The sequence below is a fragment of the Stenotrophomonas sp. YJH_SMC_36 genome (assembly GCF_059369935.1).
Window position 1 is genome coordinate 35,489 of record NZ_JCAFTD010000004.1, and the last position, 13,743, is coordinate 49,231.

7 protein-coding genes are annotated in these 13,743 nt (G+C 68.2%); 4 read left to right on the plus strand and 3 right to left on the minus strand.

Translation table 11 applies throughout. The features are described from left to right. The first annotated feature begins 100 nt into the window (after positions 1-100). The 3 genes from AC5P76_RS08815 to AC5P76_RS08825 all read left to right on the plus strand — a co-directional run bounded on the left by AC5P76_RS08815 (position 101) and on the right by AC5P76_RS08825 (position 7,781). Entirely contained in the window at positions 101-6,466 is a 6,366-nt protein-coding gene (locus AC5P76_RS08815) for an ESPR-type extended signal peptide-containing protein (RefSeq protein ID WP_495222728.1), read from the plus strand. 61 nt (positions 6,467-6,527) lie between these two features. Then, entirely contained in the window at positions 6,528-7,367 is an 840-nt protein-coding gene (locus tag AC5P76_RS08820; RefSeq protein WP_053517837.1) for an OmpA family protein, read from the plus strand. 123 nt (positions 7,368-7,490) lie between these two features. Further along, complete coding sequence (locus AC5P76_RS08825) at positions 7,491-7,781, plus strand: DUF6959 family protein (protein WP_053517836.1); 291 nt, start codon at positions 7,491-7,493, stop codon at positions 7,779-7,781. 15 nt (positions 7,782-7,796) lie between these two features. Here AC5P76_RS08825 and AC5P76_RS08830 read toward each other — a convergent pair whose 3' ends face one another. Both AC5P76_RS08830 and AC5P76_RS08835 read right to left on the minus strand, forming a co-directional pair. Next, the gene (locus AC5P76_RS08830; protein WP_495222740.1) at positions 7,797-9,593 is read right to left on the minus strand and encodes a chloride channel protein; all 1,797 of its coding nucleotides are present in this window, start codon (positions 9,591-9,593) and stop codon (positions 7,797-7,799) included. 38 nt (positions 9,594-9,631) lie between these two features. Then, a complete protein-coding gene (locus tag AC5P76_RS08835; RefSeq protein ID WP_317233190.1) occupies positions 9,632-11,713 on the minus strand; it encodes a TonB-dependent receptor family protein in 2,082 nt (693 codons plus the stop codon). 130 nt (positions 11,714-11,843) lie between these two features. On the opposite strand from AC5P76_RS08835, the gene AC5P76_RS08840 reads away from it, so the two are divergent. Then, positions 11,844-12,764, plus strand: coding sequence for a M14 family metallopeptidase (locus AC5P76_RS08840; RefSeq protein ID WP_253118571.1), 921 nt, complete (start codon positions 11,844-11,846; stop codon positions 12,762-12,764). Positions 12,765-12,838: 74 nt separating this feature from the next. On the opposite strand, the gene AC5P76_RS08845 is transcribed toward AC5P76_RS08840, so the two are convergent. After that, positions 12,839-13,690, minus strand: a complete 852-nt coding sequence (locus tag AC5P76_RS08845; protein WP_193395903.1) for a LysR family transcriptional regulator — start codon at positions 13,688-13,690, stop codon at positions 12,839-12,841. Positions 13,691-13,743: the final 53 nt, after the last annotated feature.

A 13,743-nucleotide genomic window follows, 5' to 3' on the forward strand; every position in this document is an offset into this window, starting at 1 on the left:
TTGAAGTGCGCCACGCCTCCGCGAACCGTTGAAATGTCAGTCACCTGCCTAGCGGCAAGTCCACTGTCATTCAAGTTGTTCGCCTACGGGGGAAATGCTCATGAACCGCATCTACCGGCGTGTATGGAACCGCCAGCTCAATGCTCTGGTTGTGGCCTCGGAACTGGCCACCGGCGATAGCGGCGGCACCGCATCACGCGATCCGCGCACCTCCCTGCTGACGCCCAGCGCCCTTGCGCTTGCACTGCTGTGCGTGCTGGCCAACGGGCCGGCATCCGCAACCGAATCCAATCAGTCGCTGCGCGATCTGCAGGCGCTGGCGGCCAAGTACACCCAGACCTTGCCGGTGAAGGTCGATGCCGAAGTCGCCCTGGCTGCAGCCGCGCGACAGGCGCAGGCCACGCCTGCGATCAGTGCCGATACGCGTGTGGGCCTGCAGCTGAGCACGGCCTCGCTGCCGCTGGTGCACGAGGTCCTGCCGGCCGCCGTGCAGGTGAAGCTGGGGGCGAACGCATCGCCGCAGCATGTGCCCACGCCAGCGCTGGCCGCTGATGTGCGGGCCCAGCTCGGCATCGGAGCAGGTACCCAGGTGGATACCTCACTGGCAGCGAACGTTTCCTCCGGCTCCGCTTCGCCGCTGGGGCTGACGGCCGATGCGAAGGCAAAGGCCAGGGTCGGCATCGCGGGTGCCCCGGTGGCATCGGTGGGTGCCGGCGCCAAGGCGGCAGCGGGTATCACGACATCCTCGCAGGGATTGTCCGGGTTGAAGGCCGGCATCGACGGCAACGCCGACTCGCATCTGGCCATCGCCGGACATCGAATCGAGGGCCAGGGCAAGGCCTCCGCAACCGCAGCGGTGAGCTTGCCCGCCAAGGAAGAACTGCCGGGCGAGACCGATGATCGCGCGATCACGGCGGCGTTCGATGCAGGCGTCGCCGGCAAGGTGCGCGTGCAGGGCCCGGGTGGCCAGGACGTGGTGGCCGATCGCAACCTGAAGCTCGCGGGCCGGACCGTCGTGAGTGCGCAGGCCAGCACGCTCGGTCTCGGAGGCCTGCATCACGGCGCCCTGGGCGATCTTGGCGGTGCGGTGGGTGGCGTAGTGCACGGCGTAGTCGGCACGGTGGGCAGCGCAGCAGGCGAGACGCTGCACGAAACCGTCGGCACCGTAGGTAGCGCAGTGGGCGGCACGCTGCACAACACCGTGGGCGCAGTAGGTGGCACGCTTCACGGAGCTGCCGGCACGGTCGGCGGTGCTGTGGGTGGCGTAGTGCACGACGTGGTCGGCACGGTGGGCAGCGCAGCAGGCGGAACGCTACACGAAACCGTCGGCGCCGTCGGCGGTGCGGTGAGCGGTGTACTGAACGGCACTGTCGGCACCGTGGGTGGCGCAGTGGGCGGCACGCTGCACAACACCGTGGGCGCAGTAGGCGGCACGCTCCACGGTGCTGTCGGTACGGTCGGCAGTGCGGTGGGCGGTGTACTGAACGGCACCGTCGGCAACGTCGGTGGTTCCCTGGGCGACACGTTGAACAACACCGTAGGTGCTGTAGGTGGCGTCCTCGATGGAACCGTCGGCACCGTCGGTGGTGCTGTGGGTGGCGCGCTCAACGGCACGGTCGGCACGATCGGCAGCGCCGTAGGCGGCGCTTTGAACGGCACCGTGGGTGCGGTTGGCGGTGTCCTCGATGGAACCGTCGGCACCGTCGGTGGTGCTGTGGGTGGCGCGCTCAACGGCACGGTCGGCACGGTCGACAGCGCCGTAGGCGGCGCGTTGAACGGCACCGTGGGTGCGGTTGGCGGTGTCCTCGATGGAACCGTCGGCACCGTCGGTGGTGCGGTGGGTGGCGCGCTCAACGGCACAGTCGGCACGATCGGCAGCGCCGTAGGCGGCGCGTTGAACGGCACCGTGGGTGCGGTTGGCGGCGTCCTCGATGGAACCGTCGGCACGGTCGGTAGCGCCGTAGGCAGCGCTTTGAACGGTACCGTGGGTGCGGTTGGCGGCGTCCTCGATGGAACCGTCGGCACCGTCGGTGGTGCGGTGGGTGGCGCGCTCAACGGCACGGTCGGCACGGTCGGTAGCGCCGTAGGCAGCGCTTTGAACGGTACCGTGGGTGCGGTTGGCGGCGTCCTCGATGGAACCACCGGCACTGTCGGTGGTGCAGTCGGTGGCGCGCTCAACGGCACCGTAGGTGCAGTCGGCGGTGTCCTGGATGGAACTGTCGGCACCGTTGGCGGTGCGCTCAACGGCACCGTCGGCACGGTTGGCAGTGCCGTGGGTGGCGCTCTGAACGGCACCGTAGGTGCGGTCGGCGGCGTCCTGGATGGAACTGTCGGCACCGTTGGCGGTGCGCTCAACGGCACGGTTGGCACGGTCGGCAGCGCCGTAGGCGGCGCTCTGAACGGCACCGTAGGTGCAGTCGGCGGTGTCCTCGATGGAACCGTGGGCACCGTTGGCGGTGCGCTCAACGGCACGGTCGGCACGGTCGGCAGCGCGGTAGGCGGCGCGTTGAACGGTACGGTAGGTGCGGTCGGTGGCGTCCTGGATGGAACTGTCGGCGCGGTCGGCGGTGCAGTCGGCGGTGCGCTGAACGGCACCGTTGGCACAGTCGGCAGCGCCGTAGGCGGTGCTTTGAACGGCACCGTGGGCGCAGTCGGCGGTGCAGTCGGAGGCGTGCTCAACGGCACGGTCGGCGCAGTCGGTGGTGCGGTGGGTGGTGTGCTCAACGGCACCGTCGGCACCATCGGAGGTGCCGTGGGCGGTGCACTCAACAATACGGTCGGCTCGGTCGGCAGCGTTGTCGGTGGCCTGCTCGGGGGTGGAAGCACCACGCCAGGCAGCGGGCTGGACGGCGTACTCACCGGCACGCTCGGCAACGTCGGCGGTGCGGTGGGCAACCTGCTGGAGGGCAACCTCAACGGTACCGTCAACAATCTCGGCGGCGCAGTCGGCGGGCTGGTGGGCGGCACGCTGGGTGGCCTGGGCCTGACCCAGCCCTCGGCGATTCCGCCGGACAGCCCGAAGGCACCCGCTCCGGCTGATCCGAATGCGGGACTCATCATCGGTACCGGTGGCCTGGTCGGCAACGTCGGCCAGCTGATCGGCCCGACGACCAGCAGCCTGTTCGGCGGTGACGGCTATCTGCACAACGGCAATCTCAAGCTCAGCAACGCGAACGTGATGCAGGCCTACTCCACGGTCAACGTGCTCGGCCTGCCGGTCGTGAACCTGTCACCGGTCGGCAGCACCCTCAATGGCCTGGGCGGCGCGGTGACCGGTGGCAGCTCGCACCTGACCCTGATCGGTGGCGTCACCTCCGACAGTTACATCTACAACATCAACAACGGCAACCCCGGTGGCCTGCTGGGCCTGCTGCTGCCGACCGATTCGCCGGCATGGGCCGCCAAGTGCCTGGATATCGCGTTGGCCGACATCTCCTGCTGGGCGGTCAACGCCGCACAGGATTACCAGGTGCTGATGGGTGACGGTGCCTTCGCCAACGGCTCCAAGGAAGTGGTGATCGGCGCCAATGCCCGCCATGAGCTGCCGAAGGTGGACGCCAACGTGGCGTTCCCGGGAGCCGGTCCCAACGATCCCACCAATCCAACCGGCGTGCCGACTGCGGACTACGCCGCGCGCATGGGCCACTCGGTGATCGTCGGCGACAGCGCGGTGGGTACTGCCAACGGCCAGACCCTGCTGGGTGCGGAGGCGACCTCCAACCAGGCCAATTCGGTGGCGCTGGGCTACCGTTCCGCAGCGCTGCGCGGCGCACAGGCCAGCTACAGCGCCTATGGTCTGACTGCCGCCCAGGTCTCTGCCGGTGAAGTTTCGGTGGGTACCGCCAACGGTGGCGAGCGCCAGATCACCAACCTGGCTGCGGGTAGCGCCAACACCGATGCGGTCAACGTCGCCCAGTTGAAGGGTGCGATCAGCCTCATCGACGATGTTTCGGCCGGCGCGGTGATGTACGACGTCGATGGCGCAGGCAATCCAGACTATCGCCGCGTCACGCTCGGCAACGGCACCGGTACCACCACCATCGGCAACCTCGCCGCGGGTGCGGTCACCGCCGGCAGCCTGGAAGCCGTCAACGGCGGCCAGCTGGCCACCACCAACGCCGCCATCGCCGGCTTCTTCGGTGGCATCACCGCCTTCGATCCGGTCAGTGGCGCCTTCACCGCGCCGCTGTTCGAGATCAGCACGATCTCCACCGATGGCGCCATTGCGCAGGGCCTGTACAACAATGCGACCGATGCCTTCGACGCCGTCGACGGCTCGCTGGTCAATCTCAACACGCAGATCAACGATATCCGCAACGGCGGCACCAAGTACCTGCGGGTGAACTCCACGGGTGTGGAGGCAGTGGCCACCGGTGCCGACTCCATCGCGGTCGGTACCAACGCCCGCGCCACGGCGGCCAACGCGATCGCGGTCGGTGCCGGCAGCCTGGCTGATCGTGCGAACAGCGTGTCGATCGGTGCCGCGGGTGCCGAACGCCAGGTGACGAATCTGGCCGCCGGTACGGCTGCCACCGATGCGGTGAACCTGGGCCAGCTGCAGGCCTCGGAGGAAGGCGCGCTGCGCTACGACCTCAATGGCGATGGCAGCGTCAACTACGCCAGCGCCACGCTGGGTCAGGGCGGCACGGCGACCACGCTGCGCAACCTCGGCCCGGGCCAGGTGAGCGCCACGAGCACCGAAGCCATCAATGGTGCCCAGCTGTTCGCTGCCAACCAGGCCGTTGCCACCCACCTCGGCGGCGGCGCGGCGGTCAATGCGGCCGGCGTGCTGACCGCGCCGACCTACACGATCAACAACATCGCCGCCAATGGCACCATCAGCCAGGGCAGCTACAACGACGTCGGCACCGCCTTCGACGCGGTCAGCAATTCGCTGGCCAATGTCGCGGACCAGACCGACGATATCGACAAGCGCGCGGTGAAGTACGATGTCGATGGCAGTGGCAACGTCGTGAACACGGTCACCCTGAGTGGTACCGGCACGGGTGCGGTGAAGGTGACCAACGTGGCGGCCGGCAGCATCCTTGCAGGCAGCAGCGACGCCATCACCGGCGACCAGCTGTTCAGCACGAACTCGACCATCGCCAGCTACTTCGGCGGCAGCACGGCCTTCGACGGCACCACCAATCTGTGGACCGCGCCGTCGTTCAGCATCTCCAGCATCGCCACCGACGGCACCCTGACCGCCAACGACTACAGCAACGTCACCGCGGCGTTCTCCGCGGTGGACGGTTCGCTGAGGGTGCTCAACCAGCGCATCACCAACGGTGGCGGCAGCCCGTACCTGGCAGTGAACTCCAGCGCCGCGGCGGCCGCTGCGGCGGGTGCGGAGGCGCTGGCGGTGGGTCCGCAGGCCAGTGCGGCAGGTGCTTCGGCCGTGGCAGTCGGCAACGGTGCCAACGCCAGCGCGGACAACAGCGTGGCACTGGGTGCCGGCTCGGTGGCCAGCGTCGGCGCGCAGAGCGGCTATACCGGTGCCTATGGTCAGACGGGTGCCAGCAATTCGGCAGGCGAAGTGTCGGTCGGCAGCAGCGGCAGTGAACGCAAGATCACCCACGTTGCCGACGGCTCGGACGATCACGACGCGACGAATGTCGGCCAGCTGAAGAATGGCGTGAACTATGCCATCGATCAGTCCAAGGCCTACACCGACCAGAAGATCCAGAACATCACCAACGTCGCCGGCAGCTTCCGCGCCAACAACAGCAACAACCTGGCCGATCCGGCCGCGACGGGCGCCAATTCCGCAGCCGGTGGTGCAGGATCGACGGCGGCCGGTGCCAACTCGACTGCCCTGGGCAACGGCTCGCAGGCACAGGCCGACAACTCGGTGGCCCTGGGCGCAGGGTCGGTGGCCAACCGTGCCAACACGGTTTCGGTTGGGGCCAGCGGCGCCGAACGGCAGGTGGTCAATGTGGCAGACGGCACCCAGGCCACCGATGCGGTCAACGTGCGGCAGCTGCAGGCCTCGCAGCAGGGCACCATCCGCTACGACACCACCGTCAACGGAGCCACCAACTTCAACAGTGTCACTCTCGGCAGCAGCACCAGCGGCCCGACGACGGTCCGCAACGTTGCCGCCGGTACGGCAGGCACCGACGCGGTCAATGTCGACCAGCTGAAGTCCGGCATGGCGCAGACTCTGGACTGGTCGAAGGCCTATACCGACGAGCGCATGGGCGGCTTCGAGCGCGACCTGCGCAGGACCGACAACCGCGCTTCGGCCGGCATCGCTTCGGCCATGGCCACGGCCTCGCTGCCGCAGCCGAGCGAAGCGGGTCGCAGCATGGCCTCGTTCGCCGCCGGCAGCTACAACGGCGAATCGGGCGTGGCGGTGGGCCTGTCCGGTGTCTCGGAAGGAGGCCGCTGGATCTACAAGTTCAGCGGCTCTACCAACAGCCGTGGCGAGGCCGGTGTGGCCGTCGGTGCCGGCATCCAGTGGTAACGCCGTAGCCGGGCCGCGATCGCGGCCCGGTTGCCGCGCAAACGTCTACAGGGGGAATGACATGAATCAGCATCGCATCGCCCGCGCTGGCCGCATCGCCGCGTCGCTGGGCCTGATCCTCGCCGCCGGCCTGCTGGCCGCCTGCCGCAGCCACGCGCCCGCCGGTGAGGGTCCGGCGGAGGCCACTGCAGTGGCCTTCCCGGAAGTCTCCAAGGCGTCGCTGAAGGAGGGTACCTATCCCGACATCGCCGACCTGCGCCGCTTCGCGCCCGGGATGAGCAAGCGGCAGCTGTACAGCCTGCTGGGTACGCCCCACTTCAACGAAGGCATGTGGGGCGTGCGCGAGTGGAACTATCTGTTCAACTTCCGCACCGCACAGGGCGCCGAGTACTTCACCTGCCAGTTCCAGGTGCGCTTCGACAACAAGGGCATCGCCCAGGCCGGCTACTGGAAGCCCGAATCCTGCGCCGCCGTGCTCGACCCGCCGCGGCCACCACCGCCGCCGCCGGCACCCGCGCCACTGCCCGAACAGCCGCTGCGCCTGGCCGCCGATGCACTGTTCGGTTTCGACAGCGCGGTACTCAGCGCGGAAGGCCAGCAGGCGGTGCAGGGCATCCTGGCGCAGGTCCGTGAGGCCAGCAAGGTGCAGTCGATCCAGGTCGTCGGCTACACCGACCGTATCGGTGCGGCCAGCTACAACCAGCAACTCTCGCAGAAGCGGGCCGAAGCGGTGCGCACGGCCCTGGTGCAGGGCGGAGTGCCGCCGGGCAGCATCAGTGCCGAAGGGCGCGGCGCGGCTGAACCGATCGTGCAGTGCGCACAGCGCAACCGTCGCGAACTGATCGCGTGCCTTGCGCCGAATCGCCGGGTGCAGATCGTCGGGATCGCGCACCCGCGCTGAAGTCTCCCGCGCCGTGGCCATGCCCCGGCATCCCGAGTCCCCCCTGACCACCGGCAGGACGTGGCCACGTCTCCCCCGTCGTCCACCCCTGCCGGTGGCTCAGGTTTTCATACGGTGCACGCGATGAACGCCCAATTCCTGCCTCTGTCCATGAAGACGGAAACCACCCTCAGCGTGTATGGCCAGCTCGGCAATCATGCGGTCGTGCGCATCCCCGGGCGGCGCCTGCCGGGCCTGATCCTGCAGGCCGATACCGTGGCCGGGTTCCTGGCCCAGCTGCAGGAAACCCAGGCCTGCCTGCGCAGTGGCCGGGCGCAGCGTGCCGATGCAGAGCTGGACATGCTGATCGACATGCTGGAGCAATGGTACGCGTTGATCGAGTCGCGGCTGGCCGATGCCGGCGAAGCGCTGTAGCAGCGGGGCGGGCGATCAATCGGCGTCTTCGACGCGCTCGCCCATCAGTTCGCGCTGGCGCTTGTCCAGCTCCTCGGCGTAGCGCCTGCGCACGAAGGCCTCGGAAACAATGCCCAGCAGCTGGCCATCGGCGGCAACCACGGCCAGTTCGTCGGCCTGCGTCCGGTCGAAGCACTGCATCACGCTGACCACATCCGCGCCCGGCAACAGTGACACCTCGCGGTTCTCGGCCAGATCGCCAACGGGTGTCTCCGGCTTCACGCCGTCGGCGAAGACGCGCGGAATCTGCACGATGCCGGCGTAGTGGCCTTCGCTGTCGATCAGGACCACGCGACCGCCGGAGCCCAGCGGGAAACGCTGGCGGAACGCAGCGGCATCCAGCCCGGCCGGAGTGGTGGCAACGCCCTTGCGCATCATCCGCCCGGCGTTGAGGGTGTGGATCCAGCCGACGTCGCGTGCGCTGCGGATGGTTTCGCCGCGCAGATGCATGCGCCATGTCGAGAACGAGTAACCGAACCACTGGCGGACCAGTGTGCTGGAGACCAGTACCGCGCTCATCACGACGCTGGTCAGCAGGAAGTCGTGGGTGCCTTCCAGCACCAGCATGGCCATGGTCATCGGCGCGCCGACCACTGCGGCGGCCAACGCGGCCATGCCCGCAAGCGCCGCGGACGTGGCATCAACCACGGGCACGCCGGTGGCCGTCGCCAGCAGGCCGGCAAACAGGGTGCCGACCAGGGTGCCCATGAACAGCGACGCAAAGAAAAGACCACCTCGGAAGCCGAAGCCCAGCGAAATGCCCGAGGCCAGAAGCTTCAGGGCGAGCAGGCCGCCGATCCAGATCAGTGGCAGCTGCGTGGTCAGGTCCAGGTGCAGCGCACCGTGACCGGAGGAAAGCACCTGCGGGCTGGCCATGGCCAGTGGAATCAGCAGGAGGCCGCCGACCACCGGGCGCCCCCACAGGGGCAGTGGACTGCGCTTGACCACGCCTTCGATGGAGGCGATCAGTCGCATCACGCCGATCCCCACCATCGCGCAGCAGCAACCGAGCAGGCCGTAGATCGCGTAGTCGGCGGCGCGCACATCGATGGTCGAGGCTGCGGGCAGCAGGTACGCCTCGATGCCAGCCTGGTCGGCGACGAATGCACCCGCCAGTGCGGCCAGGGCCACAGGCGCGAGAGCGGCGGGCGTGTAGGCGCCGATGACGATCTCGAACGCGTAGAACGCGCCGGCCAGCGGAGCCCCGAAGGCCGCGGCGATGGCGCCGGCGGCACCGGCACCGACCAGGATGCGCACATCATTGCGGCGCAGGCGCATGACACGGCCCAGCTGCGAGCCGCTGCCCGCACCCGTCTGGGTATACGAAGCCTCAAGGCCGACGGACGCACCGCAGCCGTTCGACAGCAGGGTCTGGGTGAGCACGATCAGATTGTCGCGCATCGACATGCGACCGCCATGCAGGGCATTGGCCTCGACCGCGTCGAGCAGCGGGCGCTTGCGCCGCGCGGCCGCCAGGCTGACCAGCCCGACCAGCAGGCCGCCCAGCGGCAGCACCAGCAGGGCGGTCCAGCTGAGCGCGGGCAGGGAGCTGAGGCGCATGCCGGGTTCCAGCCCGTACAGCGCACTCTGCAGCCCGCGCGCGATGTCCGATTGCAGCAGCGTCAGGCCACCGGCGATCAGGCCGACCAGCAACGCCAGTGCGATGAACCACAGGTCGCTGCCACGCAGGCGCAGTCGCAGGCCCTGGAAGGCCAGATGCAGGCGCGATGGTGGAACCGTGGAGGCCATGGTGGCGGCATGATACGCCGCCATCGTGATCGCCACCGTCACCGCATCGGGCATTTACCGCATCAGAAGCGGTAGCGTCCCTGCAGGTAGAAGGTGCGTGGCGCGGCCACCATGCGCCCGGCATTGCCGTCGACATTGCGGGTGTACCAGCGCTTGTCGGCCAGGTTGTTCACGCCGGCCGTGATCTCGCTGTCGCCCAGCCCCGGAACCTGCCAGGCCACCTGCGCATTCCACAGCCGCACCCCCGGCACGCGGCCCACACGTGCATCGGCGCTTTCCTGCCAGGTGTTGGCAGCGTCGGAGAACTGGCCGCTCTGGTGCGTGCTGGAGACATTGAAGGTCCAGGCCGACAGCGCATAGCGGGCGCCGATGCTGTCGGTGTCGCGCGAGTAGAAGGGCACGTCCCGGCCGCGGTTGTCACCGGACTGCTGGATCGCCTTGGTCCAGGTGTAGTTGGCGTACAGTTCCAGTCCGGCCAGCACGCTGTCTTCGGCGAAGCGGTATTCGAGCGCGCTTTCCACACCCTTGTGATCGGTCGCACCGATGTTCTGGAAGGTGGGCGGGGTAATCCCCGGCACCTGCAGGATCTGGTTGTCGAAGCGCATCCTGAACACCGTGACGTCCGCGCGCAGTGCGCCGTCCTGCCAGCGGGCGCCCAGCTCGGTGGTCCTGGCCACCTCCGGATTCAGCGGATTGCTGGCGGTCTGCGAGTTCAGCTGGATGTTCTGCACCGGCCCGAACGAGGTGGTGTAGTTGCCGAACACGGTCAGCTGCGGGGTCAACAGGTAGGCGACGTTGAGCGAGGGCAGGGCTTTGTCGTTGCGGCTGCTGAAGGTGGTGCCGCCATCGGCCTGACGGCGGTCCATGTCGATCCATTCCATGCGCACCCCCGGCGTGATCCGCCACTGGCCGATGGCGATGCGGTCGTCGAGATAGAAGGCGTGGGCGTCGGTGGCATTGTCGAAGCGGTTGATGGGGCTTGCGGCGCCGGTGCGGCGGGTCACCGTGTAGCTGCGGTCGTTGCCGCGCTCGCGCAGGAAGCGGTAGCCCGCGGTGACGTCGTGCACGCTTGCCCCCCAGTGCAGGCGCTGGGTGTAGCGCGGTTCGATGCCGAGCACGCGGTAGTCGCGCGGCTGCACGCTCACCTGGGTGTTGGCAGCGTTGATCAGCGAGCTGGCACGGGTGCTCTCGTTGTAATAGGCCAGTACCTCGAACTCGCTGGTGTCGGACAACGTGTGGGTGTAGCCCAGATCGATGCCCGTGCGGTGGCCCTTCCAGAAGTCATCGGGACGCGTGTTCTGGAACGGATCCGCCTCGTACTGCGCGCGGGTCAGGCCGCCTGGCGTCAGCGAGCGGACATCGTAGTAGGACAGCTTGGCACGCAGCGTCTGCTGGTCGTCGATGGCGTAGGCGAACTTCAGTGCCAGATCGTTGAAACGGTCGTCGCTGCCTTCGCGCCAGCCGCGACCGTCCTGGCCGGAATAGAGCAGGGCGACGCCCAGGCCGTTGTCGCTGGTGCCGCCGAGGAAGGTGTTGTACTGGGTGCTGTCGCCGCCGCCATGGTCATGGGCGTTGTAGCGGATCCCGACCTCGCCGTGCAGGCCGCTCTGCTGCGGAATGGCGCGGGTGCTGAAGTTGATGATGCCGCCCACGTTCTGCGGCCCGTAACGCACGGCTCCGCCGCCGCGCACGACGTCGATCGATTCGATGTTGGACAGGCTGGCCGGCGCGAACGACAGCTGGGGCTGGCCGTAGGGTGCGACGGCCAGCGGCACGCCATCCAGCAGCACCGTCGAGCGGGGTGAGTAGCGGCCGGTGAGGCCGCGCACGCCGATGTTCAGCGACACCGAACTGCCGGCGGTGCCGGAGTTGTCGGTGATCTGCACGCCGGGGATGCGGCGCATGGCGTCGCCGATGCTGGTCGCGCCACTGGCCTCGATGCGCTGGCGATCGACCACCGTACGTGCCCCGGCGAAGCTCTTGACGCTGTCATGCAGGCCGGTGCCCAGCCAACTGCCGGAGATCTGGATGCTGTCGAGCGTGGTCGGCGCGTCCTGGGCGAGGGCCGAAGCAAGGGGCATCAGGCACAGGGCGAGGGCTGCCACCAAGGGCAGCTGGGCCGGTTTCGGGGTGCGGAGGGGCATCTGGACGGCACAGGGGAGGTGGTAAATGAGAATTATTGCTGATTCCATTCGTGAATGGAATCGAGGGCAGATGGCCTCCGGGGTCGGGTGGTAAAGTGAATGATTGCCTCCTGACTCACCGAGATCCGTCATGCCTGCAGCTGTCTTCTATCCCGTCGGAACCCCTGGCCAGCCGTGGGGAGCGGCGGAACGGGAGCAGTGGCGTGCGCGCCAGCAGCGCCTGCGCCGCTACGACGAGGAAGTACTTCCGCGCATCGAGGCACTGGCAGCGCGCTTCGACAAGGTGGCCTACGGCCAGCTCGACTACGCGGGAGAGACCTATACCCTGTTCGCCCTGCGCAGCCGCGACTGGAACCCGGCGCTGCCGGCGGCGCTGGTCACCGGCGGCGTGCACGGCTACGAAACCAGTGGCGTGATGGGTGCCCTGGAGTTCCTTGAGAAGCACGCGGCCGAATACGCGGGCAAGGCCAACCTGCTGGTGGCACCGTGCGTCAACCCGTGGGGCTTCGAGCGCATCAACCGCTGGAACTTCGACGCGATCGATCCGAACCGCAACTTCCGTGCCGGTGGTCCGGCTCGCGAATCAACCGCGCTGATCGAGCTGATCGAACCCCTCAAGGGCCAGTTCGTGCTGCACATCGATCTGCATGAGACGACCGACAGCGATGAAAGCGAGTTCCGCCCTGCGCTGGCGGCGCGCGACGGCAAGCCGTTCGAACCGGGCCTGATTCCTGATGGCTTCTACCTGGTGGACGACAGCGCCAATCCGCAGCCGGCGTTCCAGCAGGCCGTGATCGCGGCGGTGGAAAAGGTGACCCACATTGCACCGGCCGACGACAAGGGCGAGATCATCGGCTCTCCGGTGGTGGCCCATGGCGTGATCGAGTACCCGCTGGTGGAACTGGCCCTCTGTGCCGGCATCACCGGTGCGCCGTACACCACCACCACCGAAGTCTACCCGGACAGCCCGCGCGCCACGCCGCAGCAGTGCAACGACGCGCAGGTGGCCGCGGTCTGCTCTGCGCTGGACTACGCACTGGCGCATCGCTGAGGGGGAGTGCCGAGCCCATGCGCGGCTGCGGTTGCAACCAACCTTGATACATCCCGGGCCGATACGGCCCGGCGCTACCGCAGCGCGTCGGCCCACCACAGTGCGGCCGGCCCGGGCGGCGTGTCGCGTCGCCATACCAGGTCGCTGTGGATGCGCCGCGGCCAACCGGGCAGGGCCAGTTCCACCAGGTGTCCGCGGTCGTAGCGCTGCACCAGCGCTCTCGGGAGTTCGGCCCAGCCGATGCCTTCCTCGGCCATTTCCATCACCATCAGGTAGTCCGATGCGGTCCAGGCCGGGCCGGCGACGGCACGCGCGTGATCGACCTGTGCGCTCAAGCGAATCTGTCGATGGCGGGCAAGCTGCGGTGCGGCGCGCGCACCGGCCGCGGCCAGTGCGTGTCCGTGCGCGACATACACCGCCAGCTCGCTGTGATGGGCCAGGGGCTGTGCGATCACTGCATCCGGATAGCGCTCCTGGCGAGGCAGCAGGCCCAGTCCGGCGCGGCCGCTGCCGACCAGTTCCAGCACATCGTGCCCTTCAGCGTCGAGCCACTCCAGTTCGATTTCGGGAAAGGCTTCAGCGAAACGCTGCAGCACCTGTTGCGCCGGGTCCAGCTGGTAAACATCGGAGAACACCACCGTCAGCCGGGGTTCGACAGGTGCAGCCAGGCGCACGCTCAGCTGCCGCAGGCGCGCATCGGCAGCCAGGATTTCCTGGGCATGGCCCAGCACCTGTCGCCCCGGGTCGGTAAGCTGCGGATAGCGCCCGCTGCGGTCGAACAGCGATACGCCCAGATCGGCTTCCAGATGGGCGATGGCGGTGCTGACCGTCGATTGGGTCTTGCGCAGGCGCCGCGCAGCAGCCGAGAAGGAGCCCAGTGCGGCAGCCTCGACGAACGCCTGCAGGGATTCAGGAGAGTAGGGCATCGATCCATCGCTAATATCGATGGATTCCATTTTTGATCCATCGTAAAGGGCGA

What these genes read in the sequence shown, in the direction of transcription:
- AC5P76_RS08815 (WP_495222728.1), top strand. Translation starts at nt 101, where the DNA reads ATGAACCGCATCTACCGGCGTGTATGGAACCGCCAGCTCAATGCTCTG.
- AC5P76_RS08820 (WP_053517837.1), top strand. Translation starts at nt 6,528, where the DNA reads ATGAATCAGCATCGCATCGCCCGCGCTGGCCGCATCGCCGCGTCGCTG.
- AC5P76_RS08825 (WP_053517836.1), top strand. Translation starts at nt 7,491, where the DNA reads ATGAACGCCCAATTCCTGCCTCTGTCCATGAAGACGGAAACCACCCTC.
- AC5P76_RS08830 (WP_495222740.1), bottom strand. Translation starts at nt 9,593, where the DNA reads ATGGCGGCGTATCATGCCGCCACCATGGCCTCCACGGTTCCACCATCG.
- AC5P76_RS08835 (WP_317233190.1), bottom strand. Translation starts at nt 11,713, where the DNA reads ATGCCCCTCCGCACCCCGAAACCGGCCCAGCTGCCCTTGGTGGCAGCC.
- AC5P76_RS08840 (WP_253118571.1), top strand. Translation starts at nt 11,844, where the DNA reads ATGCCTGCAGCTGTCTTCTATCCCGTCGGAACCCCTGGCCAGCCGTGG.
- AC5P76_RS08845 (WP_193395903.1), bottom strand. Translation starts at nt 13,690, where the DNA reads ATGCCCTACTCTCCTGAATCCCTGCAGGCGTTCGTCGAGGCTGCCGCA.